Here is a 26,862-nt window from a genome sequence, read left to right on the forward strand (position 1 = left end):
CAGGGGAGTGTTATGAGTCAGGCATTACCGCTGGTCACCCGTCAGGGCGATCGCATCGCCATCGTGAGCGGATTACGTACGCCTTTTGCCCGTCAGGCGACCGCATATCATGGCATTCCCGCCGTCGATCTCGGCAAAATGGTGGTTGGCGAACTGCTTGCACGCAGTGAAATCTCTGCTGATGTGATTGAACAACTGGTTTTTGGCCAGGTGGTACAGATGCCGGAAGCGCCGAACATCGCGCGTGAAATTGTGCTCGGGACCGGGATGAATGTGCATACCGATGCCTACAGCGTCAGTCGTGCCTGTGCAACTAGTTTTCAGGCAGTGGCTAACGTCGCAGAAAGCCTGATGGCCGGCACCATTCGTGCGGGTATCGCCGGTGGGGCTGATTCATCTTCGGTGCTGCCCATTGGCGTCAGCAAAAAACTGGCGCGGGTGCTGGTCGATGTCAACAAAGCCCGCACGATGGGGCAGCGTCTGAAACTCTTTTCCCGTCTGCGCTTGCGCGATCTGATGCCCGTCCCGCCTGCTGTGGCGGAATACTCAACCGGTCTGCGAATGGGCGATACCGCTGAGCAGATGGCGAAAACCTACGGGATTACCCGTGAACAACAGGATGCCCTGGCGCATCGCTCTCATCAGCGGGCTGCCCTGGCGTGGGCAGAAGGTAAGCTCGCCGATGAAGTCATGACCACTTACACACCGCCTTTTAAAGAGCCCCTGTCTGAAGATAACAATATTCGCGGCAACTCCACGCTGGCAGATTACGCCAGACTGCGTCCGGCATTTGACCGCAAGCATGGCAGCGTTACGGCGGCAAACAGCACTCCGCTGACCGATGGCGCGGCGGCAGTCATCCTGATGACGGAATCTCGAGCGAAAGAGTTGGGGCTGGTTCCGCTCGGCTATCTGCGCAGCTACGCGTTTACCGCGATCGATGTCTGGCAGGATATGCTGCTGGGTCCGGCCTGGTCTACGCCGCTGGCGCTGGAACGTGCGGGCATCACAATGGCCGATCTGACGCTTTTCGATATGCACGAAGCCTTTGCCGCGCAGACGCTTGCCAATCTCCAGTTACTTGGCAGTGAGCGTTTTGCCCGCGACGTGCTCGGTCGAAGCCATGCCACTGGCGAAGTGGATGACAGCAAATTTAACGTACTTGGCGGTTCAATTGCCTTTGGACATCCATTTGCCGCGACGGGCGCGAGGATGATCACGCAAACGCTGCACGAATTACGTCGTCGTGGTGGCGGCTTTGGCCTGGTCACCGCCTGCGCAGCGGGTGGGCTGGGTGCGGCAATGGTTCTGGAGGCGGAATAATGGAAATGACATCGGCTTTTACGCTTAACGTGCGTCTGGACAACGTCGCGGTCATCTCTGTTGATGTCCCCGGAGAAAAGATGAATACCCTTAAGGCGGAGTTTGCCTCGCAGGTACGCATCATTCTTAAACAGATTCGCGAGAACAAGGCGATTCGCGGCGTCGTCATTATTTCTGCAAAAGCGGACAATTTTATTGCCGGGGCGGATATCAATATGATTGGCCGCTGCAAAAGCGCCCAGGAAGCAGAAACGCTGGCGCGACAGGGGCAGCAACTGATGGCCGAGATTAACGCGCTGCCGATTCCGGTGGTGGCCGCCATTCACGGCGCTTGCCTGGGTGGCGGACTTGAACTGGCGCTGGCCTGTCATACTCGCGTTTGCACGGACGATGCAAAAACCGTACTCGGTTTACCGGAAGTGCAACTCGGGCTGCTGCCGGGGTCGGGCGGTACCCAACGGCTACCCCGACGGGTGGGTGTTAGTACGGCGCTGGATATGATCCTCACTGGTAAGCAACTTCGCGCGAAGCAGGCGCTGAAAGCGGGGCTGGTGGATGAGGTAGTCTCGCAGACGATCCTGCTGGATGCTGCCGTGGAATGGGCGAAAAAAGATCGTCCCGTTCACCGCGCTTTACCGGTTCGTGAACGTATTCTGGCGGGCCCGCTCGGACGGGCGTTGCTGTTCCGCATGGTTAGCAAGAAAACAGAACAGAAAACCCAGGGAAATTACCCGGCGACAGAACGTATTTTACAGGTGATTGAAACCGGACTGGCACAGGGGAGTAGCAGCGGCTATGACGCGGAGGCGCGCGCGTTTGGCGAGCTGGCGATGACGCCGCAATCGCAGGCGTTACGCAATATCTTTTTTGCCAGTACGGACGTGAAAAAGGATCCGGGCAGCGAGGTGCCGCCAGGGCCGCTTAACAGCGTCGGCGTATTAGGTGGTGGACTGATGGGAGGCGGTATTGCGTACGTCACAGCCTGTAAAGGTGGCTTGCCAGTTCGTATCAAAGACATAAATACCAAAGGAATCAATCACGCGCTGAAATACAGCTGGGATCAGCTTGAAACGAAGGTACGTCGTCGGCATATCAAAGCCAGTGAACGTGACAAACAGCTGGCGCTAATATCGGGTTCGACCGACTATCGCGGCTTTTCCCATCGCGACCTGGTGATTGAAGCGGTATTTGAAGATCTGTCGTTAAAACAACAGATGGTGGCGGAAGTTGAGCAGAATTGCGCATCCCACACCATTTTTGCCTCCAACACGTCATCTTTACCGATTAGCGATATTGCGGCCAAAGCGGCCAGGCCTGAGCAGGTGATTGGTCTGCACTTCTTTAGCCCGGTAGAAAAAATGCCGCTGGTGGAGGTGATTCCGCATGCTATGACGTCGGGGCAAACCATCGCCACTACGGTTAAGCTGGCGAAAAAACAGGGCAAAACGCCAATTGTGGTGCGTGATAAGGCTGGGTTCTACGTAAACCGCATTCTTGCGCCGTATATCAATGAAGCGATTCGCCTGCTGACCGAAGGTGAGCGGGTCGAGCAGATCGACAGCGCACTGGTAAAGTTTGGTTTTCCGGTTGGGCCAATCCAACTTTTGGATGAGGTCGGAATCGACACAGGCACTAAAATTATACCGATACTGGAAGCCGCTTATGGCGAGCGTTTTAGCGCCCCTGCAAATGTTGTTTCATCAATTTTGAATGACGATCGCAAAGGTAGAAAAAATGGTCGGGGTTTCTATCTTTATGGGGCGAAAGGGCGTAAAAGCAAAAAACAGGTCGACCCTACAATTTATACGCTTATAAGCGCTCAGGGGCAGAGCCGGCTCTCCGCTTCGCAGATTGCGGAACGCTGCGTCATGTTAATGCTCAATGAGGCGGCGCGCTGCTTCGATGAGCAGGTGATCCGTAGCGCGCGCGACGGTGACATTGGCGCAGTGTTTAGTATTGGTTTTCCTCCGTTTCTCGGTGGCCCGTTCCGTTATATGGATTCTCTCGGGGCGGGTGAAGTGGTTGCGGTATTGCAACGTCTGGCTTCGCTGTATGGTCCGCGGTTCACGCCGTGCGATACGTTGTTACAGATGGCGGAGCGGGGTGAAAGTTTCTGGAAAGCAGATGCAACTGACCTGAAAGAACAAGGTCAAATGTAAGGTATATCCGCACTGAATGGCTGTGGGTTGGTTAAATTGTAAACACAGATTGACTATACTTACGCCATTGAGGTAAAACACAGCGTTTCATTCAGTGAACGGATAAGGCACAATGCCGGCCACTGCATTACAGCAACCCTGAGGGGTTTTGGCTGGGGTGCGTGTGATTCTGGTTAACAAAAGCGGTGCAATATGCAAGTTTTTATCATGCGTCACGGCGACGCGGCCCTCGATGCCGCCAGTGATTCGGTTCGTCCCTTAACCCCCTGCGGTTGTGACGAATCACGCCTTATGGCGAACTGGCTGAAAGGTCAAAAAGTGGATATCGAACGTGTTCTGGTGAGCCCGTTCCTGCGAGCCGAACAAACGTTGGATGTGGTAGGGGGATGCATGAACCTGCCACGCGACGTGGATGTTTTGCCGGAGTTGACTCCCTGCGGCGATGTCGGTCTGGTCAGCGCCTATTTGCAGGCTCTGGCCAATGAAGGCGTAGCCACCGCGCTGGTAATCTCCCACCTTCCGTTAGTGGGTTATCTGGTGTCCGAGCTGTGTCCAGGCGAAACGCCGCCGATGTTTACCACCTCCGCGATTGCCAGTGTGACGCTGGATGAAAGCGGAAAAGGGGTGTTCAACTGGCAGATGAGCCCGTGCAACCTCAAAATGGCGAAAGCGATTTAACCGCTGTATTCTCTGTAAAGAACCGCTGATGCGGCTCTTCAGACTGCTGACAAAGAAGAAAAAACGTGGTTTTTCCTTCTTTGTGGTTATCAGCCGAAAATCAATAAATTGATTTTCCTGGTTTTTTAATGAGGTGCTCTCTGCTTGTCGGGGGGCCGGAATCAGGTTTATCACTACGCTAAAGAGCCGCTGATGCGGCTCTTGTTGTTTCTGTGCTCAGGGCAGTTCCGGCGGCGCCCACTCTTCCACTTCGATTAACACCAGCAGCGCGGCATCGCCGCCGTACTCTTTCGGTGCCTGATGGAAGGCCATGACGTGCGGATGCTGCGCCAGCCACAGCGGCGTCTGTTGTTTCAGCACATGTTTGCCGTGACCGTGCATCACGCAGGCGCAAAACACATGTTCCCGGCGGCAGGCGGCAATCAGCGCGCCCAGTTCCTGCTTTGCCTGAAGCTGCGTCAGACCGTGTAAATCGAGAAACAGCTCCGGAGAGTAATCGCCACGGCGCATTTTCTTCAGCTCGAAATGGCTCACGTCAGGACGGACATATTTGACCGGGCCTTCCGTATTCAGCAGCGGCTGAAACTCATCAGAGAAATAATGGCTGGCATCGGCCTGCTCCGAAAGCAGCCGCTTAACCGGCACCTCGGTGATCTTTTTACGCAGCGGGCGATGAACAATGGTGTCCTGTTTAATCTGACGGGTGCCGGTCATCAGCTGCCGGAACAGCGCCTGGTCCTCCTCGCTCAGCGATGTTTTCTTTTTCATTCTGCGATCTCATCTTTTTTTATTGTCCGTTAGTTTACCCGACTCGATGCGGATGCGAATGCTCAAAACGCAATTTTCACCCGCAACCCCTGCGTGATTGCTGATTTATCGCCGTCTTCATGGCAAACTAGCCGCCGAAATTAATGCGAGCATGCCCTGGAGGAACAGGTGGATAAAATTTTCGTTGATGAAGCAGTGAGTGATCTGCATACCATTCAGGACATGTTGCGCTGGGCGGTCAGCCGTTTTAGCGCGGCGAACATCTGGTACGGTCACGGTACCGATAACCCGTGGGATGAAGCCGTGCAACTGGTGTTGCCATCGCTGTATCTGCCGCTTGATATTCCAGAAGATATGCGTACCGCGCGCCTGACCTCCAGCGAACGCCATCGTATTGTTGAGCGCGTAATCCGCCGTGTGAACGAACGTATTCCGGTGGCCTATCTGACCAACAAAGCCTGGTTCTGCGGCCATGAGTTTTATGTTGATGAGCGCGTGCTGGTGCCGCGTTCTCCAATTGGTGAGTTGATCAACAACCGCTTTGCGGGGCTGGTCAGGGAGTCGCCTCAGCTTATCCTTGATATGTGTACCGGTAGCGGCTGTATTGCGATTGCCTGCGCCTATGCCTTCCCGGAAGCGGAAGTGGATGCGGTAGATATCTCGGCGGACGCGCTGGCCGTGACCGAACACAACATTGAAGAGCACGGTCTGATCCATCATGTCACGCCGATTCGTTCCGATCTGTTCCGTGACCTGCCGAAGGTTCAGTACGATCTGATCGTAACCAACCCGCCGTACGTTGATGCGGAAGATATGTCCGATCTGCCTAATGAATATCGTCATGAGCCGGAACTGGGTCTGGCGTCCGGCACTGACGGCCTGAAACTCACCCGTCGCATTCTGGGCAACGCGCCGGATTACCTGTCTGATAACGGCATTCTGATTTGTGAAGTCGGTAACAGCATGGTACATCTGATGGAACAATATCCGGATGTGCCGTTCACCTGGCTGGAATTTGACAATGGCGGCGATGGCGTCTTTATGCTGACCAAAGCCGAGTTGATTGCTGCCCGCGAGCACTTCAGCCTCTATAAAGATTAAACCACAACGACAACAACGAGACCGCAATGGCAGGAAATACAATTGGACAACTCTTTCGTGTAACCACCTTCGGCGAATCGCACGGGCTGGCGCTCGGTTGTATCGTCGACGGTGTGCCGCCAGGCATTCCGCTGACAGAAGCTGACCTGCAGCACGATCTCGACAGACGTCGCCCTGGCACGTCGCGTTACACGACGCAGCGTCGCGAACCGGATCAGGTGAAAATCCTCTCCGGCGTGTTTGAAGGCGTAACGACGGGGACCAGCATAGGTTTGCTGATTGAAAACACCGATCAGCGCTCGCAGGACTACAGCGCTATTAAGGACGTGTTTCGTCCGGGACACGCAGACTACACTTACGAACAGAAATATGGCCTGCGCGATTATCGTGGCGGCGGGCGTTCTTCCGCGCGAGAAACCGCGATGCGCGTGGCGGCAGGTGCCATTGCTAAAAAATATCTCGCTGAAAAATTTGGCGTAACCATTCAGGGCTGTTTGACCCAGATGGGCGACATTCCGCTGGCAATCAAAGACTGGTCGCAGGTCGAGCAAAACCCGTTCTTCTGTCCTGACCCTGATAAAATTGAAGCGCTGGACGAGCTGATGCGCGCGCTGAAAAAAGAGGGCGATTCCATTGGCGCGAAAGTGACCGTGGTCGCCAGCGGTGTGCCGGCAGGCCTGGGTGAACCCGTCTTTGACCGACTTGATGCCGATATCGCCCACGCGCTGATGAGCATCAACGCGGTGAAAGGTGTCGAAATTGGTGACGGCTTTGAGGTCGTGGCGCTACGCGGCAGTCAGAATCGTGATGAAATCACCAAAGACGGCTTCCAGAGCAATCACGCCGGCGGTATTCTGGGCGGGATCAGTAGCGGCCAGCAAATCGTGGCCCACATGGCGCTGAAACCGACGTCCAGTATTACCGTTCCGGGTCGCACAATTAACCGTTTTGGCGAAGAGGTGGAGATGATCACGAAAGGTCGTCACGATCCGTGCGTGGGGATCCGTGCGGTACCCATCGCGGAAGCGATGCTGGCGATCGTGCTGATGGATCACCTGTTACGTCAACGGGCGCAAAATGCGGATGTCAAAACGGATATTCCACGCTGGTAAGAGATGAAAAAAACCGCGATAGCACTGCTGGCTCTGTTTGCCAGCGCGGCCAGTCTGGCGGCGACGCCGTGGCAGAAAATTACCCAGCCCGTGCCGGGCAGCGCACAGTCAATTGGTGGTTTCTCGAACGGCTGCATTGTGGGGGCGGACACGCTTCCCGTGCAGTCGGATCACTATCAGGTGATGCGCACCGATCAGCGCCGCTATTTTGGCCATCCCGATCTGGTGATGTTTATCCAGCGACTGAGTACGCAGGTGAGCAATCTGGGGTTGGGAACGGTGCTGATTGGCGATATGGGAATGCCCGCCGGTGGTCGATTTAACGGCGGACATGCCAGCCATCAGACCGGTCTGGATGTAGACATTTTCCTGCAGTTGCCAAAAACACGCTGGACTCAGGCGCAACTGTTGCGTCCCCAGGCGCTGGATTTGGTCGCCCGTGACGGTAAACATGTTGTGCCTTCGCTCTGGAAACCGGAAATCTCCAGCCTGATTAAGCTGGCGGCGAAAGATAACGACGTCACGCGTATTTTTGTGAATCCTGCCATAAAACAACAGCTCTGCCTGGATGCCGGTACCGATCGCGACTGGTTACGTAAAGTGCGACCCTGGTTCCAGCATCGTGCGCATATGCATGTCCGATTACGTTGCCCTGCCGACAGCCTTGAGTGCGAAGATCAACCTTTGCCTCCTCCGGGCGACGGTTGCGGCGCTGAGCTACAAAGTTGGTTTGAACCGCCAAAACCTGGAACAACAAAGCCTGAGAAGAAGACACCGCCTCCGTTGCCGCCTTCCTGCCAGGCGCTTCTGGATGAGCATGTACTCTAATGGATAATTTTGCGGACCTGTTTATGGTCTCTCCGCTGCTGTTGCTGGTGCTGTTTTTTGTGGCAATGTTGGCTGGATTTATCGACTCACTGGCGGGCGGCGGCGGCCTGTTGACCATCCCCGCGCTGATGGCGGCAGGGATGTCTCCCGCGCAGGCGCTGGCAACCAATAAACTGCAGGCCTGCGGCGGTTCGATTTCATCTTCAATTTATTTTATTCGCTGTAAAGTGGTGAACCTCGCCGAGCAAAAACTCAATATCGCGATGACCTTTATTGGTTCGATGAGCGGCGCACTGCTGGTGCAGCATGTGCAGTCAGGCGTGTTGCGACAGATCCTGCCTGTTCTGGTGATCTGCATTGGTCTCTACTTTTTGCTGATGCCGAAAGTGGGCGAGGAAGACAGACAGCGTCGCCTGTACGGTCTGCCGTTTGCCCTGGTGGCCGGTGGCTGCGTAGGCTTCTACGATGGTTTTTTTGGCCCGGCGGCTGGTTCATTTTACGCGCTGTCGTTTGTCATGCTGTGCGGCTATAACCTTGCTAAATCGACGGCTCACGCCAAGGTGCTGAATGCCACCTCCAATATTGGCGGCCTGCTGCTGTTTGTCATCGGCGGGAAAGTGATTTGGGCCACCGGATTTGTCATGCTGATCGGGCAATTTCTCGGGGCGCGGATGGGCTCCCGACTGGTACTGAGCAAAGGACAAAAGCTGATTCGGCCCATGATCGTCATTGTCTCGGCGGTGATGAGCATGAAACTTCTTTATGATAACCATGGACAGGAGATTCTCCACTGGCTGGGGATGAATTAATGAACAGTACGCACCGCTACGAACAATTGATTGAGATTTTTAACGGCTGCTTTGCCGATGATTTTAATACCCGTCTGATTAAAGGCGACGACGAACCGATCTATCTTCCTGCTGATACGGAGATCCCGTATCACCGGATTGTTTTTGCGCATGGCTTTTACGCCAGCGCATTGCATGAGATTTCGCACTGGTGCATTGCCGGAAAAGCGCGCCGCGAGCTGGTGGATTTCGGCTACTGGTATTGTCCGGACGGTCGCGATGCGGTGACACAGGGGCAGTTTGAAGATGTGGAAGTGAAACCGCAGGCATTCGACTGGTTGTTTTGCGTGGCGGCGGGATATCCGTTTAACGTCAGTTGCGACAACCTGGAAGGCGATTTTGAACCGGACCGCGTGGTGTTTCAGCGTCGGGTTCATGCACAGGTGATGACGTATCTGGAGGAGGGCATTCCCGAACGTCCGGCGCGCTTCATCAAAGCATTACAGAATTATTATCACACGCCTGAACTTACGGCGGAACAATTCCCGTGGCCAGAAGCGCTCAACTGAAGCCAGTGCCACGTTACAATGAGGAAAGAAGATGATCGCGGAGTTTGAATCACGCATTCTGGCATTAATCGACGACATGGTAGAGCATGCAAGCGATGATGAGCTGTTTGCCAGTGGATATTTGCGTGGCCACCTGACGTTAGCCGTCGCAGAACTGGAAGGTACTGATGACCATTCTGGTCAGGCCGTCTATGCCAACGTCACCCGCAGCCTGGAAAACGCTATCGGTGCCGGTGAGTTGTCGCCGCGCGATCAGGCGTTAGTCAAAGAGATGTGGGACGCGCTGTATCAGAAGGTGGCGCATCAAGGCGTTTAATAATGACTCAACAGAGGGTCAATTAGACATCTAAGCGAAAGTGTCTCATTGTGGGTCCGATAGTGAATTCTTTATTGGACCCAAATTCTGGCAGGTCGCAAAAAAACAAATCTATTTAAATATATTGCATTATATTATCTCATGTGTAATTTAATTTAAATTAATCAGAAACGCCTCAAAAAAAGAAGAAAAAACGCACGATATAATTCCCACAAATTCAAATCAATCGTTTTGATGAATTGTAATCTGACAATTCAATCCCCTTCGCTATATAAATATAATCTTAAAAAAAAATCATAGGGTTATATTTTAGAAATCCAAAGTTCATAATGTTTCCAGCTTGAGCCATATACGAATTCAGGCTGCAGACTGTGTATACGCGCGACTAGCTATCAGGGTTGTTAGCTACTAAATGTATCATAATAGGGACTAAGAAAATGAATGAGCTACTCATCAAAGCTTATGTTAAGGGGTTAAATGGAGCCGGACGTGTCCATAACTACTTTAAAGATGAGCGAGGCGTGACAGCTGTAGAATATGCAATTGTACTTGCTGGCGTTGCAGCCGTAGTCGCAGTGATCTTCGGTAAAGATGGTACAGTACAGACGTTGTTAGAAAGTATTTTCAAAACGGTATCGCAACAGGTCTTGGATTCTATCTCTTCCAATGCCAATCCATAAACAGCGTTGAGATAATGCGGGCAGGGAATATTCTGCCCGTACAGTTTAATAAAATAAGTATAAATAAATGGTGTGAAAACATCATTTTTTATGTGTAAGTAAAATATGGTAATCCCTTTGTAGACTTCGCAATCAGCAAAGTCCGTGCGGTAGCTATGTCCTAAATAAATGTATATCATGTACGTATTCCTCAATATACATTTACTTCTATTATAGAACTTAACTCTTATATTCAATTTTTCCATAATATGCGGACGATGATGGCATCATAAATCATAGTTTTCGTCATATAAATTATGACGTCACACATATTAGCCTGATAACGTTGAGGATATCAATGAGCAAAAAATACTCATTAATAATTAATATTGCCATGATCGTTATTGGTATCATTGGTATGCTTTTTTATTATATGGCGAGCAAGAAACCCCAGTACAAGCCCAGTCAGGTGCAGAAAGTTGTTCAAACAAAAGTTATCGAAGCGCCTACGGAAAGTATTACCGTCGCCGTTGCGAAGAAAAATCTGCAAAAAGGGACGCGATTAACCTCTGGGGATTTTCAACTCGAAACCCTCAAGATAAAAGAGGGGGGGAATGAAAAAAGTACACTTTCTGTGGGCGATATTGATAACTGGATGCTGAAAAGTGATATTTCAGAAGGCGCAAAAATTCCCCAGGCAATTTTAGTTAAGCCAGGTAGCGAAGAATATATAAAAATGTCAGCAAAACCTGGAAGTATAGTCTACGGATTCTCTATTAAAAAAAATGATAGCTATCTCTTCAACAATGCGCAAGCTGGCGGCGGAGTAGATATTTATCTGGCCTATAATTTGAGAGTAACAAAAGACGAATCCGGAGAGATAAAGACCGCGCCAGTAACAGATGCAACGGATCATATTAATGGTCGGCATTTTAAAATGTTAATGAAAAATAAGAAGATACTGTCCATTCAAACAGTTACATCGAAAGTTAAAGCAGTAGTAAATGAACAAAACCCCATGATAAATGAAGGATATGTTTTAGTGGAGCTTACGCCTGCAGAAGTGATAATGCTAAAAGGTTTAGAGGATGCAAAACTGTATATTTTCCCTACGAGTGAAAATATTGCTGAATTTGATCCTGCTCATTCTGTCTTAGTGGGGGATGAAGGTCAGTGGCCGATTGATAATAGAAATATTTTATCGACAGCGGTTCAAAGTGCGACAACGATTCAAAATGACAGTGAGTTTATAAGAGAGTTTCGCGGTGAGAATAGTGCTAACAGTTCGATAAATAGCAAATAGCGCTAAAAGTATTAATAATACGGATGCTTAAAAATAAGGATAGATTTATGTCGAAAACAGCAAAAGTGCTCGTTTTATTTTGTTTATGTCCATTATTACTATCGTCTGCCTTTGGAGAAGATTTAACACTGAAGGAAGGGCAAGCAAAAAATATTTCATCGCAGCAGAAAATAGAGACTGTTTTCATCTCAAACCCAGAAGTTGCAGATTACAAAGTCATTGATAATAAAAAAATTGTCCTGTTCGCCAAGCAACCAGGTGTGGCTGACCTAACGATTTACGGAGTGAAAGGTAAAGTATTAAAAAAAATCAGCGTTGCCGTTGATGAAATCGGAAGCTCCCTGGCCCAAAAGGTGAATAAAAAATACCCTGGCACCAAAATTAGCATTGAGCGCTACATGAGTAAAGATAAGGCAACTTATATTATTCAAGGTGAAGTGGCGACAGAAGAATTAAGAGATGAGATCTATAACACTGTAGGTAGTCTTGTTGGCAGCGATAAAAAAGAAGAAGACGTCACCTGGAATGAAAGCTCGCAAGGCGGCGGCACGGGCGGCACCAAAATTGACCATTTAAGTAAAAAAAGATGGGACAATATCATCGATCGCATGACTGTACTATCATCGCCGCAACAGGTTAATGTGAAGTTAACCGTTGTTGAAGTGACTAAGCAATTCACCGATGCGTTGGGCATTGAATGGAGCAGCTTAACACTTGACAGTATCATCAACGGTGGGAGTACAGCAAACAGCGCGGGAGTCTTCAGTTTAATAGGCTTTAAAGGCGGATTTGATGCAGGAAACATTAGTACTGTTATCAACGCCGTCAAAAACGACAGCATTGCGAAAGTGTTAGCACAACCGAATTTAACCGTTCTCTCAGGAGAGTATGCCAGCTTTTTGGTAGGAGGGGAGATTCCAATTGTTGTCGACAGTGGTGGCAACAGTACGGCATCTGTGGAGTATAAGGAATACGGCATACGTCTTAATATTGGCGCAAAGGTGAATCGCACTGATAAAATCCGTCTTTTCATATCTAACGAATTAAGTAATGTTACAGGGAGCTACACTTACAACTCCTATGCTATCCCGACCATTAACACCAGAAGAACACAATCCACAATAGAATTAGCCGATGGAGATAGTTTTGTCATCGGTGGATTACTGACTGAAACTGACCGAGAGTCTTTATCTAAAGTGCCGTATGCCGGCGATATCCCAATCCTTGGGGCTTTTGCCCGCAGCTCACAGACTGAAAGAGAGAAGAGTGAGCTGGTCGTATTCGCAACTGTAAAATTAGTAAAACCATTTTCAGCAGAAAATAGCTATAAAATCCCCACTCCCCAATACCATAAAACTTCAGTAGACAAACTTTTCTTCAATGTCGGCGTTGCTGATGAACATACTAATAGACTAGAAGAAGACGCAAGAAGTTTCATTTCACGCGGTGGATTTATCCGATAAGGAACGGGAGGGGAAATGCTGGATCTTACTAAAATTAACAAAAGAAATATTGAAAATAAAAATAACAATTCCACCATTGGAACTGTTGCTGTCATCTCATCACGTAGTCATGTTTCTGCTGGGGTAATGACCCAAATACGCGTGAACGGCTGCCATGACATTATCCAGGTAAATAAATTTTTCAATGATATTATCGATGATAAAGAATTAACATCGTCAGAGTATCTCATCGTTGATATTGAAGATTTTAACGATGTAGACGCTATACAGCAAAAGATAAAATATCTCTTTCCAGCTGCAACGAAAAAAATATTTATTGGTGATGTTGATTCAATTACCTTCAGCAATGAGATGAAGCGAATTGGGGCTGTATATTTGCATCTTGATTCACAAATTACATTGCTCGGTGTAACATTGAAGAATTTTGAAACTGATGTTACAAGTGTGAGCTATACACAACGCATCAGTATCCTGGGCTGCAAAGGGGGAAGTGGAACTTCTTTTGTCGCATACCAGTTTTTTAGATCAATTTGTGGATTAAGTCATTTACCTGTATTGCTTGTTCAGGGGCATACAGGCACACCCGATCTTGATCTCATATCAGATACCGCTCTACAACATGACGGTGTAATATCCTATATTGACGCAAATCGCGGAATGAAGATTGCTACTGATGAAGAGCAATGGCAGTTTGATTCGGACGAATACAAAAATTATAATATTGTTGTTTTTGACCATAACGTTACAACACAGGTGAGAGATAAACTTGCCTACATTGTCCCTGGTTCCGATTTTATCTTTATTGTTGTAACCAGAGAACTCTCATCAGTACGCAATGCCCGTCTTATCATTGATGAATTAGAAAGAACAACCACCACGTCAGACAATCAGAAGAAAAATTCAAAAAACATTATCATTCTGAATGAAAATCATCATTCAAGGCCGAATGAGTTGAATAAGGAAGATATAGAAAATTACCTGGGTAAGAAAATTGACATTGTACACCCTTACATTAAAGATGTAAAAAAGACTGATAACAAATCAGAACTTTATTTCTTTACGGCCAAAATGTTGGGTAAAAATATGAAAGGTGAGAAACCTGATGGCAATAAGAAAGGTCTATCACTATTTTCAATATTTAATAAGAAGAAAAATAATTAATGACCAGGTTATCATCGTGGCTATCCCTCGTCAAGGCACTATATTAATCATGGGCCTTATATGAATAAATCAATTTCCTTTATCTATTTCAGACAAGAAGTACTTAAAAACATAGATCTGGAACAAATTGAAAGTATCAAAGAAAACCGTGCGGAACTCATTAACGAAGTTAATACGGTTATTCGTAATGTTATTAATAACAATCGCACAGAGAATTATCTCTCTGCACCGGAGCGACAGGAGCTGTGTGAGTTAGTTGTTGATGAAATTACTGGCTATGGTCCATTGCGCGAGTTAATGGAAGATGAGTCGATTAGCGATATATTGGTCAACGGCCCGGATCGTATCTTTGTAGAACGTAAAGGTCGCCTGGAACTCTCTGATAAGCAGTTCATCAATAATGAGCAGTTAACAGATATTGCCCGACGTTTGGTGGGTAAAGTAGGAAGGCGAATTGATGACGCGCAACCGCTTGTGGATGCGCGTATGCCTGATGGTAGCCGACTCAACGTAGTTATTTCTCCAATATCTATTGATGGCACTTCAATGTCCATTCGTAAATTTGGTAAGGGAAATATAACTCTGGGAGAGCTAATCAAATATGGCAGTATGAATGAAATGATGGCTAATTTCCTGGTAATTGCAAGTCGCTGTAGAGTCAATATCATTGTCTCCGGGGGGACAGGCTCGGGTAAAACAACTCTACTAAATGCGATGTCCCAATATGTTGACGAAACTGAACGTGTCTTGACACTTGAAGATGCAGCGGAACTTCGTTTACAACAAGCACATGTATTAAGACTAGAAACGCGATTGGCAGGTTCAGAAAACCAAGGGCAAATCACGATGCGAAATTTGGTTATCAACTCACTTCGTATGCGCCCGGATCGTATTATTATTGGGGAATGCCGCGGGCCAGAAGCCTTCGAAATGCTGCAGGCAATGAACACCGGACATGATGGTTCTATGTCAACGCTGCATGCAAATAACCCGCGTGATGCATTAGCTCGTCTTGAGAGCATGGTAATGATGGCCAATTCAGCATTACCCCTAGTAGCAATACGGAGAAATATTTCAACTGCTGTGAATATCATTGTTCAAGCTTCACGTCTTCCCGATGGGTCCAGAAAAGTAATAAATATATCCGAAGTCATGGGGATGGAAGGTGAGAATATTATTCTACAGGATATCTTTTCTTATGCTGCTAATCCTGAAAGAGATAATAATGGTATGATCACGGGTACGTTTACATGTAACGGTCTTTTGCAGCGGTCAGCAGTTTATCGGCAAGCTTTAATTCATGGTTATCTTGATCCGTTACGGCAACTATTTGGGAATAAAGTCTCATGATAATGGCAATGATTTTTATTGTTATCTCTATTTGTGGTGTTCTTCAAATATATTTATCGTTAAAAAAAACGAAAGAAATAAAAGGAAAAATACTCTCAACGAACATCATTGCCAGCCAGGAAGTAGCAAATAAAAAACAACCATTCAAAGATTCAATGGCAGGAGTTTTTATTTTTATTGAAAAGCTTCATGCTAATCTAATTGGAAAAAAAAACGAGCACATTTTTAAGCATGTAGCGATAATACTGGTGGCATGTGCCGCAGCATTATATGTAAACATGGAAAATCTGAATTTCAGCAATGCCGTAATAACAAATATAACGTTACTTGCTACCATCTATATTTTGTATATGCGACAAGTAAAAAAGTACCGGCGAGAGTTTGAGAGGGATTTCTCCGAGGCACTCAATATAATTAATAGCGCGGTACGAGTAGGGCGCCCGGTATTGCAGGGCTTTGAAGAATGCTCGCGTGTGATAGACAGCGATTTCGGAAGAGAGTTCAAACGTATTCTCATGCGACTGGATATCGGAGATGATCCTGAGCGCATATTTATGGATTCTTACGAAAAATTTCCCTATAGTGAATATTTTTCATTCGTTATTACGGTACTTATAAATATGAAAGGCGGAGGGCAAGTTAGCGAAGTGATGTCTCGCCTGACAATGTTAATCTCAGCAAGTAAGACGTTGGACAGAAAAAAAATCGCAATGACTGCTGAGGCAAGAATGTCGGTTAAAGTACTTGTCATTATTCCTGTCTTTTTTTTCTTTTTCTTGAAATTTGTGGCACCAGATAATTTTGAAATTCTTATTGGAACAGATGCAGGGAAATATATTCTTTATTACGCATTAACAAGTATATTAATAGGGCTATTTATCGTTTGGTCTATGATGAATAAGGTTGGGTGAAATGATATATATTATTTCTTTTATTGTTTTTCTGACTGGAATGAGAAGTATATTACTCCTTATTTATCGCAAGCAGCGAGCTAATAAAGTTAAGAAGTTAATCAATTTTTCTAAAGTAGATAGTAATAAAAAGAATATATTAACATATGGAACAAATTTGATAGAGACGCAACTGGATAAAACATTCAAGAAAAATAGTAAACTTGTTTCAATTTCATCTGAGTTAGATAAGAATGTTAAAGTTAAGGCGTTTTTATTTGTTGTGATAGCTTCACCAGTGCTCATAGCGAATTATATGGGATGGATGAAGCTTGATAATCAGATGCTAATGATTGCACTGTTAGCTATACTCGGAGTGATTGTTATCGTACCTTCGAGAGTGCAAACAGCTATTTCTCAGCGGCAATTTAGAAGAATATCTAATGACATTCCTTACTGTATAGATCTTTTAGCCGTATGCATCCAGTCAGGTATGACAGTCGAAGCTTCGCTTGCTTATATTTCTCATAAGATGGAAGTGATCAATAAAGATCTGTCTTCGTTGCTTATCCGCACTGTTTTGAGAGCTGATGTTAGTGGCATTAACGCTGCACTTGAACAACTTTCAGGTGAAGTGGTTAATGAAGAAGTAAGAATGATGTGTTCAGCATTATTGCAGAGCACAAAATTTGGCTCGTCGATATATGCTGTACTTATAGATTTATCTAAAGAAATTAGACAGATGCAATTACTTGCTATGGAAGAAAAAGTTGCAGCACTTTCTGCAAAGATGACATTCCCAATGATTGCTTTTATTCTCTTTCCCCTGATCGCAATTGTTGCCGGTCCGGGCCTGATTAAGATGACTTCGACATGGTAAAAAGATTATTACCCCTATTAATGCTTGCTGTGCTATCTGGCTGTACAGGTGGACCTACGAATGCATCTGATGAAGAACAAAAGGAATATATCCTAACTCAACTGAATGATTATCAAGGGCTTATTGAGATATACAGAAATAAACTCAGTGTTAAAGATAATGATGATGAACGATACTATCTATCACAGCTATATAATAAAATTGGCGACTATAACTCATCAAATATTTATCTGGCACCATTGGTAGAAAAAAAAGGAAGTAAAGAATATTTACTGCTTAAGACTCAGAATCTGCTTGAGTTAGGAAAGGAAAATGAAGCCCAGGCCATTCTAAATGAAATGCTTGCACATGATGACTCAAACGGGGAATTATGGAATTTACAGGGTATTTTACTGGCTCAAACAGGAGACTATCTTAAGGCAACGTTATCTTTTGAAAAAGCAAGAGGGCTTTTTTATGATGAAGAGGTCGTCGTCAATAATCTGGCCATGATGGCTATTCTGCAAGGAGATTATATTACGGCAAGAAATTATCTTCTCCCTCTGTATTCCAGGAAAGAATATAAACCACAAACTGCGTATAACCTAGCCTATGCTCTGGTAAAATCCGATGATTATGAGAGTGCGAAAAAAATTATTATTGATGATAAACTCTCAACATCACTACCTGATGCGCTAATTGCATCTTTGGCAAAATTATCACCGCGAGAACATTTTAAAATAGAAGGACAAAAAAACGATGTTGCAGTGACTGCAAGCAAAAGCGTTGGCCTTAATCAAAATAAGCCCCTGACAATACCTGTATCGGATATGCAGAATAATATAAAATCTGATGATTTCTCTCAACTGGTGAACAGTGGAATATCCCAGAATTGTACATATGATAAAAGTATATCTGATGCTGTCCTTCCTTTTTCTGGAGAAATACCACATGCTAAATTAATAGCCAATGTGACATCTGCCAGTATTCCGGGTGGCGATAGAATTGCTCTTTATTCTGCCTACCCACTTAATTATAGTGTGATGCCCAAACGTTATGACAATATAGTTGAAATAGAGATATTTAACGCTCAGCCTATGAAACGTATTTATGATTCGCTCCTCGCAAATATACAAAAACGGCAAAATATTAAAAAAATAGAAATCATGAATAATGGCAATGGGAACTCGAAACTGCAAATAGTAACTAACAAATGTATTACAACTAAAAGTGTTTCACGTTTATCAGTTAACGGTCAATATAAAGAGAAAGTAATAGTTGATATTAACTATTAGTATATTGCTTACTTAATCTTCTCGCTTATGCTTGCGAGGCTGTAGATTGTCTGTCCTGGATATTTAAGAGTTAATAGTCATAGTGCACTCTTTTACTGTCAATATTATTGGGGTAAAGAGTGAATGGAGCGAGTATGGAACATAAAATTAATAATTTGCTTGATACCTTATCTGGGATTGATGGAGTTCTGGGCGTTGCTTTAATAGATAACACAATTAAAGAAATCGTACACAGCAAAAATATCAATGATAGGTTTGGTTTTTTGAGTACAGGTATGAGTGATATTATCAGGGCGAATATAAAATTCAGTAAACTCTCTGCGCAACAAAAGACTATGGAAGATATATTAATTACCTATAGTGATGATATATTTCTTTTAAAACAAGTTCCTGAAGCAGCAAAATATTTTATTTTTATTCGTATTGCACGTGATGCAAATATTGCATTAACTCGCCTGCGATTAAATGAAAAATTTTCTAATTTGTCTGTGCAATAATCTTTTAAAGTTATTGTTGCATACAGTCCAGGTAATTTGCTTTATCGGAAAGCAAATTGGTGTTGAAAAATTTACGATGGTTAATGACGATGGATAAAATTATGTTACCGTTTGGTATGAATGACGTTGAGTCTGACCCCTCCGAGCCAGAATTAGAAGCGCATGATCAATCCGATTCAATGGAACAGCAAAGTGATACAGATGTTAATACTATATCTGATTTGTTGATCAATGAATTAAAAGCCGAGCTTGAACGCTTCTCTGAAGGGAATGCAGTATTAAAAAATTTGCTCATATCTACAGCAGATGGCTTTGAAATTGCCTCTCTTCTCACGCCAGGCTATGAACTCCATATTCGAAAAGTATCAGCATTAACCAGTTCCCTGCTGGGGATCAGCTCTGCGATGTTAACTGAAGTGGGGGGCGGTGAGCAAAATGCCGTTTTTATGGAGAGCGACCAAAACATGATTCTTTTTAATCGCATCCCGGCCGCACAGAAGATGTTATGTTTGATGGCAATAACATCAAAAGATGAGTCAATAGGTCAAATTTTCTGGCGTGTAAGGCAGCTTTCGGAAAATATAATTGAGATTTGTAATAAACATTTATAAACACGGTGAGGTAATGTAATGAATAGTTCGTTTAGCTTTGAAGCCGCAGTAGGCTTGTGCGCTTCTGATTTTATCAGCGGTTTTATTTCAGCGAAGCCTGTCATTGAATCGCGTGAGAATATTACGGTAAATCGAATTTCACAGCTTCATGAGATGGTATCACAGATCAGAAAAGACCTTTTAGATAAAATGTCTGATGAACCTGTCGAGAGAATAGATTATTGCCTAAAGAAGGCTATTCATCTTACTCGTGCTGATATTACCTGTGGTGTTATTGCAATTGAACCGATTCTTTGCGATCGTGACACGCTGATCCGTGACACAATTAGTAACTATTTCAATATGATATGGTCTATTTTCGAAAAACACGACATTCGACTCATTAAGAATGAAAGCATTACAGTTTGTCACCAGCAAATTTCTTCAGCAGAAGTAGCTGTTAAACATCAGGATGTGGTTATTCCTGTGTATCACAAAATGAAGAGTGCTAAGAAGAAAAAGGGTAAAAGGTGATTTCTCTTTTTTATCTTGTCTGAAAACAAATTGTCATGGTATGAACTAATGATCTTATTGCAGAGAGGTTTGATAGTATTAATTGCCATTCAATTGATATATTGCTGTTATACGGACATTTTTGAGAGGAAAATTAGAAATAAAGTGGTTTTTACTATTTTGCTTCTCTCGCTTCTTCTCTCATTCGTCGTACAAGATATTAATATAAAAATTCCTCTCTCTATTATGATTGTTGGTTTTTTCATAAATCTTTTAGGGGTAATAGGTGCCGGGGATATAAAACTAATCGCATCTTTATCTTTTAGCATTCCAGTCAGCCAATTAATTGACTTTGCAGTTTTTGTCAGTTTACCCGGCGTATTTTGTGCGCTTTCAATCTTATTGTTCACTCGATGTGTACTACATCATAATGAAACCTCTGTCCCATTTGGTGTTGCGATTACTATTGGTTATATCATGACCATGTGGAGGTTTGTTTATTAAAATGTCAAGACTCAGAAGATTATTTGCAGAGGAAGATGGTGCTGCAGCAATCGAATTTGCATTTGTTATCGTACCATTCATTGTTTCTATTCTTTTTATAATGGAGTTGTGCCGTGTAATTTTTATCATGGCTTCTCTGGACGCTCTCCTGGCAAATAGTGGGAATGCGTCAGCAAATATACAGGATCCCTCAAATCCGAATGTGGTACATGAGTATTTTCAAAATGCAATCAATGAAAGTGCCAACGGGTGGGCTTTATTGACTTTAGGTAAAGAGGTTGAAATAAAGACTGAAATAGCTTCATGTGGTTATGACCACAATGAAAAGGAACCATTTGTTAATTGTAGTGAACTGAGTAACACGAAAAATCCAATTTCCATATATAAAATTGAAGTTCCCTATGAACCGCTATTTTTTGTGTTCCCTGTTGATATTATGCAGGAAAAAATGACTCGCCGAATTGTCTATATACAAGAGGTCAATATTGACAGAAGCTTTAAGGATGGTTATTAACGGGAGCGATGTTTGCGCTTTGTGAATCAGTGAACTATTTAGCAAATAATAAACGCTTGCATTAATAATTCTTCTGGTGCAGAAGGTGCGAAAATACTTAGAGCAAGTTTTCATACGTATCATGATAACAATAAATAAAAACAGTTTTACCTATAAATTAGACATAGTCACTCTTGTTAAGTGAATCCTCTATATACAGGATGTTGCGATGAAACGTTACGGTTTATGGAAAAGATTATATTCTGAGAAAGGAACCTCAAGCATCGAGTTTGCTTTTTATTTACTGATTTTCGCTTTGATGTGCGGATTCCTGATTGATATGAGTTTTTCACTCATTAAAAAAAGCCATATGGAGCGCGTTAATTATTCATTAACAATGATTTTTCGTGAGCGAAACGGTCTGTTTGGTGGCGGTAACGCTTCCGATATTAGCAAAAGCGATCTGGATACCTTAAAAGCAACGCTGGACGAGATGTTGCGCCAAAAAGATGGTTCCGTCGAGCCCTATCAGCTCGGTATACAAATTCTACAGCCTATAGCCCAACAATGTAGTATTCAAAGTAGTATTCAAAGTAGTCGCCAAAATAATTGCCCAAGCTCGCATCCCGTTAAACCAGACGGGCCACTTTCAAGATATACATCAACCTCTTTTAATACCATGTTCATTGAGGGTTGTGATGTTACACGTAAGTATTCCCGTCGTGAGGATCTTGCGAAGCTTTCGGTCTGGGGTCATCGCCCGGATAGATCTCCTGACGCTGATCAAGATTGGTTTCCTGTTTATGAAGTGATTTTGTGTGTTCCCGGAGCAGAAAGTTATTTTAATCGAGCTTTGGGCATCTTTAATAAGGACCTCGGTAGTCTTTATATTCGAAATGTCACGCTGCCGCGGTAAACAAAGCTATCATTTCTGCTGGTAACTCAGGTAGATATAAAATGAAATATTTAATCAAACGATTTTTGTTATTCATTATTTGCAGGGAAGGCGCTGTAACAATAAGTTATGCGCTTATGTTGCCTACGCTTATCGGTTTCTTTTCATTAGCAATTGATGGGGCTCGATTTATCACTGAGCGGTCTCGTTTATCAGATGCTATTAATCAGGGCGTCTATTCAATTGCGATGTCATATGACAGTGACGATAAAAATGCAGATACTGAAAAAACAGTAATGTATTTATCTTATTATCTCCCTGGTGAGGAAATAGACAAAAACAAAGTCTATATAAATGTTGATAAAGAAAAAGATAAAAATGGTAAGGTGGTGTCGACAGATTTTTCCTTAGATTCTGATGTCATCACCCATCCGTTACTTTCTTTATACAAAGAGGGTTATAGTGGTTTTCATTCGAACATAACTTTGCATGGCGAGCGGTCGTCGGGTCATATCCGCAAATCACTTGAAGATCTTTCCGTCCCTGCAGATTATACGTTTGTACTCGACTTTTCAGGTTCTATGAATAGTAGTTCAGCAGAGAGAGGCTACACTCGTATTGAATTATTAAAAAAAGTGTTTACCGATCTTGGTAACCGAATATTCGATAATGACAATGGTAGTACGATTGGTATTGTACCGTTCTCTACGGGAATTCCTGCCGTATTAGACAAGACGAATTACGCAAGTACGACAAGTAAAGAGGTTGGGTGTACTTATATTGGAAAGCTTCAGGATAAGTATTCAGGGTTAGACTGGAGTTTTTGGTATAACAAACAACCACCGGAACGCACGACAGGTAATACCTTTATAAACAATACAGACGCCTATCTTAATAGTTATTATAAGGATGTAATCGCGAAAGCCAATGGTTATACGACAACCTCTGCGGAGACATGGTTAATTGATGAGGGGTATTGTAGAAAAGATAGTGGCAAGTTAACCTGTGATGCAGACCCTAGTTCTGATATTCATAACCCAGATAATTATGAGGAATTTACCAATAATTTTAATAAATTTAATTTGCTAACAGCATCAGTAAGTAAATATAATTCTATCGCTAATATTGAAACAATGGATTACGAAGGTACAGTTGCAGACGATTATCTATTTACCGATGATAATGTTGTAACTTTTATTAATTATCTGAATGCTCCCTCGAATTCTGATCCTTCTGCTCATGTTATTCCTTTTGAGTCCCTTTGTGCCTACGCTACTTCGGGGACCCGTGACCATGCAAATGTTGCTAAATTTATCAGAACCATCGAAAAGCCCAATTACTATCTGGTGGAGCTTACAGATAACCGTTCCATAATAGACAATTTTAACAACATGGGACCTCCAGGTGGGGGGACGGATAGTATTAGTGGATTATTAAGAGCTGTGCCACTCATCACCAAAGGCAAAAATGACGTTAAAATGATATTTGTCATCTCTGATGGTGAGGATGATACCTATTCAAAGAAAAATAGAAAGACACTAATGGATACATATCATCTCTGTGATGTAATCAGAAACGGTCTTAAAAAATATCCTGCTGGAACGACGACGACAGATGTGGAAATATATTATATCTCTTTAATAAGTAATGGTTCTGATTTAGACTGGCAAAACTCTTGTGTCGGTCCTGGACACGCTTTTATAGCAACTAATTACGATGCGCTTTATGATGTCATTGCCGGAGCGATGGCAAGAGAAACGACCCGCTATGTAAACCCGGATGAATAGTCAAAATTCCCGTAGTGCAAATAAACGTCGCTACATTTTTCTCTATTTTCTGAAAGGGTTTGAGAATGTTTGACTTGCCCGCTATTACGGCACAATGCGGTGCGGAAGTGTACACTGAGGCTATACATCGAATTATCAGCGTTGAGTCTTCTTTTAACCCTTATGCCATAGGCGTGGTGGGGGGAAGACTGGCTCGTCAGCCTGTAAATAAGGAAGAGGCTATTGTTACTGCTCGCTATCTTGCTAACGCTGGTTGGAATTTTTCAATGGGGCTGGCGCAGATAAACCGGTATAATTTGTCCAGATATTCCCTTGATTATGAAACTGTATTTGAACCATGTTCAAACCTCCGCGCTGCGGCTTCTATTTATCAGGAATGTTACGATCGCGCGTTAAAAGTATCTGATGCGGAAACCGCCCGGCTGAAAGCGTTCTCCTGTTACTACAGTGGTAACTTTAGTCGGGGTTTCATTGCAGATGCTGGAGGAAGTTCCAGCTATGTGCAACGGATTGCAAATGTGAAGATGGATAATCAGGCAATCAATAACGTGCTGCCTATACCTGTGTTAGGGAACGGAGGTAAGGATAGCCATACTGCTTCGAGCCAACACAAAGGAACACGAGGTAAGTCGAATAAGAATACTGTTGATTCACGACGTATGCGAAGCCTTAATTCTCATCATGATGCAGCTCAGGGAATTAAACAGCTTAGAGGTGATTAATGGGTAATTCGTGGATTTCAGAACAATTTTTAATTCTTTTTTGAGAAAATCAGTAACTCTTGCCTGGATTGTATCTTACCTATTCAATCTACTCATCATTTAAATGGAAGTATATTATTACAAGCATGTTTTAGTTCTATTGTTTGCCATTTTTTTTTAGTCTGATGAATATTATGCGTATGACCTTTTGGAAGGGCGGTTTATATTCATGTGTCGATGGTGCATTATAATGCTGGCAATTTTTTCTGGTTATTTCCTTTTTTATGCTTATAATGTATTTCATACGGTGAGCCTCTGAATGTTGCAAAAACACACTAATTTGCTATCTGGTGTTTTTATATATGAATGAATTAAAAATAGTGTTCGTGGGTCCAACAGGGGCTGGTAAAACGACAGCCATAAATGCAGTTAGTGAAATATCTGTTGTGAGCACGGAGGTTATGCGTTCCTCATTAGATACAGAGTCTTTGAATAGTCAGCTGGTTCCAAAGAAGACAGTCACTGTTGGCATTGATTATGGTGAGTTTAGCTTTAACAATGATACCCGTGTGAGACTCTATGGTGTCCCTGGTCAGATGAGGTTCGAGTTTCTCTGGGAGTTTATGAGTAAAGGATCAAGAGGCACTGTAATACTTTTTGATATTACCAGCAAGACATTTACAGATGAAATTAATTTTTTCATCAATAGGTTTCGTGATGTGTTGTTGACCAGTAAATGTATTGTAGGAATTAGTAAGTATAGTGAGTCTTATTCCGATAGAGTCATTGAAATATTAGATTTAATTAATGATTCAAATGTTCCTGTTATTGCAGTTGATATCAGGAATAAGGAGGATGTACTGAAGTTATTGGCGTTGTTGATCGAGTAGTTTTATTGGAATTAATCTATTTTTTTATAAAGGACTTATCATGAGTAATATTTCTGAATCATTAAATTCGCTGATGCAGGTTTCTGGTGCGATCGTCGCTTCTGTTGTTGACTCTAATAGCGGTATGATGCTAGGTCAGGCTGAATCGCCACGGATAATCTAGACACTTCCGAGCCGTTGATAATACTGGTTTTCATATTCTGTCGGTGACATCTGTTCGCTAGAACCATGCCGACGCTTACTGTTATAAAACATTTCGATGTAATCAAAAATATCGCTGCGGGCTTCTTCCCGCGTTCCGTAGATTTTTTTCTTTATCCGTTCACGTTTCAACAACTGGAAAAAGCTTTCTGCAACCGCATTATCATGGCAGTTACCGCGACGGCTCATGCTGCCCTCCAGGCCGTGTGATTTCAGGAACGACTGCCACTCATGGCTTGTGTACTGACTGCCCTGATCCGAATGAACCAGCACCTGTTTTTGGGGATTACGCCGCCATACAGCCATCAGCAGTGCGTTCAGGACAATGTCCTTTGTCATCCGGGATTGTATGGACCAGCCGATAATTTTGCGTGAGAACAGATCAACAACCACGGCAAGATACAGCCAGCCTTCGTGGGTCCTGATGTAGGTTATGTCCGTTACCCAACTCTCATCCGGAGCATCCGGATTGAACTGTCGCTGGAGCCTGTTGGGCGACACGATACTGGCCTCGCCTTTACGTGCCCGCGGGCTCCGGTATCCGACCTGAGCCTTTATCCCGACACGTTTCATCAGTCGCCAGACTCTGTTCACTCCGCACTGTTGCCCGCTGTCCCGCAGATCCAAATGGATTTTGCGATAACCATAGACGCATCCCGATTCCAGCCAGAACTGTTTAATCTGCCCTGTCAGCCTCAGGTCTGCCTGATGGCGTTGTGAATGCGGCTGCTGAAGCCAGGCGTAAAAACCACTGGGATGAACATCCAGCACCCGACAGAGCAGGCGAACAGGCCAGCAACAGGTGTTGTCACGGATAAAGGCGTACCTCAGTCGGACAGCTTTGCGAAGTACGCCGCGGCTTTTTTTAATATGTCCCGTTCGTCGGTAACCCGCTTCAGCTCTTTCTGGAGACGGCGGATCTCGGCCTGAGCATCTGACTCTTCTTTATTAGTGGAAGAATCTGGACCGTACTTCTTTATCCAGGCGTAAAGGCTGTGGGTGGTGATATCGAGACGTGTTGCAACGCTGGCAACAGAATAACCGCGATCAACAACCTGTTTGACTGCTTCAATTTTAAACTCTTCGGGATAACGCTTACCGCTCATGGGCACCTCTCTTTAAGCCATCTTAAATGACTCTGAGGTGTCTGTTAAACCCGTGGCGATTCA

The 26,862-nt window shown here is 44.4% G+C and carries 29 protein-coding genes; 27 read left to right on the plus strand and 2 right to left on the minus strand.

Annotated features, from left to right (window positions below; genetic code table 11):
- The first annotated feature begins 12 nt into the window (after window positions 1-12).
- The 3 genes from fadI (at window position 13) to sixA (ending at window position 4,160) form a co-directional block, all read left to right on the plus strand.
- Window positions 13-1,323 (plus strand): acetyl-CoA C-acyltransferase FadI, encoded by a 1,311-nt coding sequence (fadI, locus tag OGW13_RS22945; RefSeq protein WP_181627663.1) that lies wholly within the window; start codon window positions 13-15, stop codon window positions 1,321-1,323.
- Entirely contained in the window at window positions 1,323-3,482 is a 2,160-nt protein-coding gene (gene fadJ, locus OGW13_RS22950) for a fatty acid oxidation complex subunit alpha FadJ (RefSeq protein ID WP_287116518.1), read from the plus strand. Before fadI ends, fadJ begins: the two co-directional genes overlap by 1 nt.
- 192 nt (window positions 3,483-3,674) lie before the next feature.
- A complete protein-coding gene (gene sixA, locus OGW13_RS22955; RefSeq protein WP_042999962.1) occupies window positions 3,675-4,160 on the plus strand; it encodes a phosphohistidine phosphatase SixA in 486 nt (161 codons plus the stop codon).
- Between the two features lie 216 nt (window positions 4,161-4,376).
- On the opposite strand, the gene smrB is transcribed toward sixA, so the two are convergent.
- Complete coding sequence (gene smrB / locus OGW13_RS22960) at window positions 4,377-4,928, minus strand: endonuclease SmrB (protein WP_042999963.1); 552 nt, start codon at window positions 4,926-4,928, stop codon at window positions 4,377-4,379.
- A gap of 168 nt (window positions 4,929-5,096) precedes the next feature.
- Between smrB and prmB the strand changes: the two genes are divergently transcribed.
- The 24 genes from prmB (at window position 5,097) to OGW13_RS23080 (ending at window position 25,655) form a co-directional block, all read left to right on the plus strand.
- On the plus strand, window positions 5,097-6,029 hold the full coding sequence (prmB, locus tag OGW13_RS22965) for a 50S ribosomal protein L3 N(5)-glutamine methyltransferase (protein WP_044267843.1): 933 nt from the start codon (window positions 5,097-5,099) through the stop codon (window positions 6,027-6,029).
- Window positions 6,030-6,055: 26 nt separating this feature from the next.
- A complete protein-coding gene (aroC, locus tag OGW13_RS22970; protein WP_042999965.1) occupies window positions 6,056-7,141 on the plus strand; it encodes a chorismate synthase in 1,086 nt (361 codons plus the stop codon).
- 3 nt (window positions 7,142-7,144) lie between these two features.
- A complete protein-coding gene (gene mepA, locus OGW13_RS22975; RefSeq protein ID WP_044258456.1) occupies window positions 7,145-7,969 on the plus strand; it encodes a penicillin-insensitive murein endopeptidase in 825 nt (274 codons plus the stop codon).
- Window positions 7,969-8,778: a sulfite exporter TauE/SafE family protein gene (locus OGW13_RS22980; protein WP_287116520.1), complete on the plus strand. Its 810-nt coding sequence runs from the start codon at window positions 7,969-7,971 to the stop codon at window positions 8,776-8,778. The genes mepA and OGW13_RS22980 overlap by 1 nt, the downstream gene beginning before the upstream one ends.
- Entirely contained in the window at window positions 8,778-9,326 is a 549-nt protein-coding gene (locus OGW13_RS22985; RefSeq protein ID WP_044258458.1) for an elongation factor P hydroxylase, read from the plus strand. Before OGW13_RS22980 ends, OGW13_RS22985 begins: the two co-directional genes overlap by 1 nt.
- Window positions 9,327-9,357: 31 nt before the next feature.
- Complete coding sequence (locus tag OGW13_RS22990) at window positions 9,358-9,642, plus strand: YfcL family protein (protein ID WP_287116521.1); 285 nt, start codon at window positions 9,358-9,360, stop codon at window positions 9,640-9,642.
- Window positions 9,643-10,079: 437 nt separating this feature from the next.
- Window positions 10,080-10,322, plus strand: a complete 243-nt coding sequence (locus OGW13_RS22995) for a Flp family type IVb pilin (RefSeq protein WP_082366160.1) — start codon at window positions 10,080-10,082, stop codon at window positions 10,320-10,322.
- Window positions 10,323-10,659: 337 nt separating this feature from the next.
- The gene (locus OGW13_RS23000) at window positions 10,660-11,604 is read left to right on the plus strand and encodes a CpaB family protein (RefSeq protein ID WP_061069817.1); all 945 of its coding nucleotides are present in this window, start codon (window positions 10,660-10,662) and stop codon (window positions 11,602-11,604) included.
- Window positions 11,605-11,651: 47 nt separating this feature from the next.
- Window positions 11,652-13,067 (plus strand): type II and III secretion system protein family protein, encoded by a 1,416-nt coding sequence (locus OGW13_RS23005; RefSeq protein ID WP_109740443.1) that lies wholly within the window; start codon window positions 11,652-11,654, stop codon window positions 13,065-13,067.
- Window positions 13,068-13,082: 15 nt separating this feature from the next.
- Window positions 13,083-14,228 (plus strand): CpaE/TadZ family protein, encoded by a 1,146-nt coding sequence (locus OGW13_RS23010; protein ID WP_044258464.1) that lies wholly within the window; start codon window positions 13,083-13,085, stop codon window positions 14,226-14,228.
- Window positions 14,229-14,288: 60 nt separating this feature from the next.
- Entirely contained in the window at window positions 14,289-15,578 is a 1,290-nt protein-coding gene (locus OGW13_RS23015; RefSeq protein ID WP_042999974.1) for a TadA family conjugal transfer-associated ATPase, read from the plus strand.
- Window positions 15,579-15,586: 8 nt separating this feature from the next.
- The gene (locus OGW13_RS23020) at window positions 15,587-16,489 is read left to right on the plus strand and encodes a type II secretion system F family protein (protein ID WP_287116523.1); all 903 of its coding nucleotides are present in this window, start codon (window positions 15,587-15,589) and stop codon (window positions 16,487-16,489) included.
- A gap of 1 nt (window position 16,490) precedes the next feature.
- A complete protein-coding gene (locus OGW13_RS23025) occupies window positions 16,491-17,348 on the plus strand; it encodes a type II secretion system F family protein (protein ID WP_287116524.1) in 858 nt (285 codons plus the stop codon).
- On the plus strand, window positions 17,342-18,622 hold the full coding sequence (locus OGW13_RS23030) for a tetratricopeptide repeat protein (RefSeq protein WP_287116525.1): 1,281 nt from the start codon (window positions 17,342-17,344) through the stop codon (window positions 18,620-18,622). The genes OGW13_RS23025 and OGW13_RS23030 overlap by 7 nt, the downstream gene beginning before the upstream one ends.
- 134 nt (window positions 18,623-18,756) lie before the next feature.
- Window positions 18,757-19,119: a hypothetical protein gene (locus tag OGW13_RS23035; RefSeq protein ID WP_042999976.1), complete on the plus strand. Its 363-nt coding sequence runs from the start codon at window positions 18,757-18,759 to the stop codon at window positions 19,117-19,119.
- An 89-nt stretch (window positions 19,120-19,208) separates the two neighbouring features.
- Window positions 19,209-19,730 carry a roadblock/LC7 domain-containing protein gene (locus OGW13_RS23040; RefSeq protein WP_143089773.1) on the plus strand — a complete coding sequence of 174 codons (522 nt, stop codon included), beginning with the start codon at window positions 19,209-19,211 and terminating at the stop codon, window positions 19,728-19,730.
- An 18-nt stretch (window positions 19,731-19,748) separates the two neighbouring features.
- Complete coding sequence (locus OGW13_RS23045) at window positions 19,749-20,243, plus strand: hypothetical protein (RefSeq protein WP_287116526.1); 495 nt, start codon at window positions 19,749-19,751, stop codon at window positions 20,241-20,243.
- Window positions 20,244-20,291: 48 nt separating this feature from the next.
- On the plus strand, window positions 20,292-20,726 hold the full coding sequence (locus OGW13_RS23050; protein WP_287116527.1) for an A24 family peptidase: 435 nt from the start codon (window positions 20,292-20,294) through the stop codon (window positions 20,724-20,726).
- A gap of 1 nt (window position 20,727) precedes the next feature.
- Entirely contained in the window at window positions 20,728-21,240 is a 513-nt protein-coding gene (locus OGW13_RS23055) for a TadE/TadG family type IV pilus assembly protein (RefSeq protein ID WP_287116528.1), read from the plus strand.
- 208 nt (window positions 21,241-21,448) lie between these two features.
- Window positions 21,449-22,135, plus strand: coding sequence for a tight adherence pilus pseudopilin TadF (tadF, locus tag OGW13_RS23060; protein ID WP_287116529.1), 687 nt, complete (start codon window positions 21,449-21,451; stop codon window positions 22,133-22,135).
- A 41-nt stretch (window positions 22,136-22,176) separates the two neighbouring features.
- Window positions 22,177-23,901: a TadE/TadG family type IV pilus assembly protein gene (locus OGW13_RS23065; RefSeq protein ID WP_248381801.1), complete on the plus strand. Its 1,725-nt coding sequence runs from the start codon at window positions 22,177-22,179 to the stop codon at window positions 23,899-23,901.
- A gap of 65 nt (window positions 23,902-23,966) precedes the next feature.
- Window positions 23,967-24,623, plus strand: coding sequence for a lytic transglycosylase domain-containing protein (locus OGW13_RS23070; RefSeq protein WP_287116530.1), 657 nt, complete (start codon window positions 23,967-23,969; stop codon window positions 24,621-24,623).
- 341 nt (window positions 24,624-24,964) lie between these two features.
- Window positions 24,965-25,492, plus strand: a complete 528-nt coding sequence (locus tag OGW13_RS23075) for a GTP-binding protein (RefSeq protein WP_042999984.1) — start codon at window positions 24,965-24,967, stop codon at window positions 25,490-25,492.
- Between the two features lie 40 nt (window positions 25,493-25,532).
- Complete coding sequence (locus OGW13_RS23080) at window positions 25,533-25,655, plus strand: hypothetical protein (protein WP_287116531.1); 123 nt, start codon at window positions 25,533-25,535, stop codon at window positions 25,653-25,655.
- On the opposite strand, the gene OGW13_RS23085 is transcribed toward OGW13_RS23080, so the two are convergent.
- A protein-coding gene (locus OGW13_RS23085) for an IS3 family transposase (RefSeq protein WP_096755719.1) occupies window positions 25,652-26,799 on the minus strand; the annotation gives its coding sequence in 2 pieces (ribosomal slippage) (window positions 25,652-26,562 and window positions 26,562-26,799; 1,149 coding nt in all). The genes OGW13_RS23080 and OGW13_RS23085 overlap by 4 nt on opposite strands.
- Between the last annotated feature and the right edge of the window lie 63 nt (window positions 26,800-26,862).

Source organism: Citrobacter sp. Ca225 (assembly GCF_030337175.1).
Lineage (GTDB): Bacteria > Pseudomonadota > Gammaproteobacteria > Enterobacterales > Enterobacteriaceae > Citrobacter_A > Citrobacter_A amalonaticus.

Excerpts from the sequence above, each read along its gene's own strand:
- fadI (WP_181627663.1), top strand. The coding sequence starts at position 13 with ATGAGTCAGGCATTACCGCTGGTCACCCGTCAGGGCGATCGCATCGCC.
- fadJ (WP_287116518.1), top strand. The coding sequence starts at position 1,323 with ATGGAAATGACATCGGCTTTTACGCTTAACGTGCGTCTGGACAACGTC.
- sixA (WP_042999962.1), top strand. The coding sequence starts at position 3,675 with ATGCAAGTTTTTATCATGCGTCACGGCGACGCGGCCCTCGATGCCGCC.
- smrB (WP_042999963.1), bottom strand. The coding sequence starts at position 4,928 with ATGAAAAAGAAAACATCGCTGAGCGAGGAGGACCAGGCGCTGTTCCGG.
- aroC (WP_042999965.1), top strand. The coding sequence starts at position 6,056 with ATGGCAGGAAATACAATTGGACAACTCTTTCGTGTAACCACCTTCGGC.
- mepA (WP_044258456.1), top strand. The coding sequence starts at position 7,145 with ATGAAAAAAACCGCGATAGCACTGCTGGCTCTGTTTGCCAGCGCGGCC.
- OGW13_RS22980 (WP_287116520.1), top strand. The coding sequence starts at position 7,969 with ATGGATAATTTTGCGGACCTGTTTATGGTCTCTCCGCTGCTGTTGCTG.
- OGW13_RS22985 (WP_044258458.1), top strand. The coding sequence starts at position 8,778 with ATGAACAGTACGCACCGCTACGAACAATTGATTGAGATTTTTAACGGC.
- OGW13_RS22990 (WP_287116521.1), top strand. The coding sequence starts at position 9,358 with ATGATCGCGGAGTTTGAATCACGCATTCTGGCATTAATCGACGACATG.
- OGW13_RS22995 (WP_082366160.1), top strand. The coding sequence starts at position 10,080 with ATGAATGAGCTACTCATCAAAGCTTATGTTAAGGGGTTAAATGGAGCC.
- OGW13_RS23000 (WP_061069817.1), top strand. The coding sequence starts at position 10,660 with ATGAGCAAAAAATACTCATTAATAATTAATATTGCCATGATCGTTATT.
- OGW13_RS23005 (WP_109740443.1), top strand. The coding sequence starts at position 11,652 with ATGTCGAAAACAGCAAAAGTGCTCGTTTTATTTTGTTTATGTCCATTA.
- OGW13_RS23010 (WP_044258464.1), top strand. The coding sequence starts at position 13,083 with ATGCTGGATCTTACTAAAATTAACAAAAGAAATATTGAAAATAAAAAT.
- OGW13_RS23015 (WP_042999974.1), top strand. The coding sequence starts at position 14,289 with ATGAATAAATCAATTTCCTTTATCTATTTCAGACAAGAAGTACTTAAA.
- OGW13_RS23020 (WP_287116523.1), top strand. The coding sequence starts at position 15,587 with ATGATTTTTATTGTTATCTCTATTTGTGGTGTTCTTCAAATATATTTA.
- OGW13_RS23025 (WP_287116524.1), top strand. The coding sequence starts at position 16,491 with ATGATATATATTATTTCTTTTATTGTTTTTCTGACTGGAATGAGAAGT.
- OGW13_RS23030 (WP_287116525.1), top strand. The coding sequence starts at position 17,342 with ATGGTAAAAAGATTATTACCCCTATTAATGCTTGCTGTGCTATCTGGC.
- OGW13_RS23035 (WP_042999976.1), top strand. The coding sequence starts at position 18,757 with ATGGAACATAAAATTAATAATTTGCTTGATACCTTATCTGGGATTGAT.
- OGW13_RS23040 (WP_143089773.1), top strand. The coding sequence starts at position 19,209 with ATGGATAAAATTATGTTACCGTTTGGTATGAATGACGTTGAGTCTGAC.
- OGW13_RS23045 (WP_287116526.1), top strand. The coding sequence starts at position 19,749 with ATGAATAGTTCGTTTAGCTTTGAAGCCGCAGTAGGCTTGTGCGCTTCT.
- OGW13_RS23050 (WP_287116527.1), top strand. The coding sequence starts at position 20,292 with ATGATCTTATTGCAGAGAGGTTTGATAGTATTAATTGCCATTCAATTG.
- OGW13_RS23055 (WP_287116528.1), top strand. The coding sequence starts at position 20,728 with ATGTCAAGACTCAGAAGATTATTTGCAGAGGAAGATGGTGCTGCAGCA.
- tadF (WP_287116529.1), top strand. The coding sequence starts at position 21,449 with ATGAAACGTTACGGTTTATGGAAAAGATTATATTCTGAGAAAGGAACC.
- OGW13_RS23065 (WP_248381801.1), top strand. The coding sequence starts at position 22,177 with ATGAAATATTTAATCAAACGATTTTTGTTATTCATTATTTGCAGGGAA.
- OGW13_RS23070 (WP_287116530.1), top strand. The coding sequence starts at position 23,967 with ATGTTTGACTTGCCCGCTATTACGGCACAATGCGGTGCGGAAGTGTAC.
- OGW13_RS23075 (WP_042999984.1), top strand. The coding sequence starts at position 24,965 with ATGAATGAATTAAAAATAGTGTTCGTGGGTCCAACAGGGGCTGGTAAA.
- OGW13_RS23080 (WP_287116531.1), top strand. The coding sequence starts at position 25,533 with ATGAGTAATATTTCTGAATCATTAAATTCGCTGATGCAGGTTTCTGGT.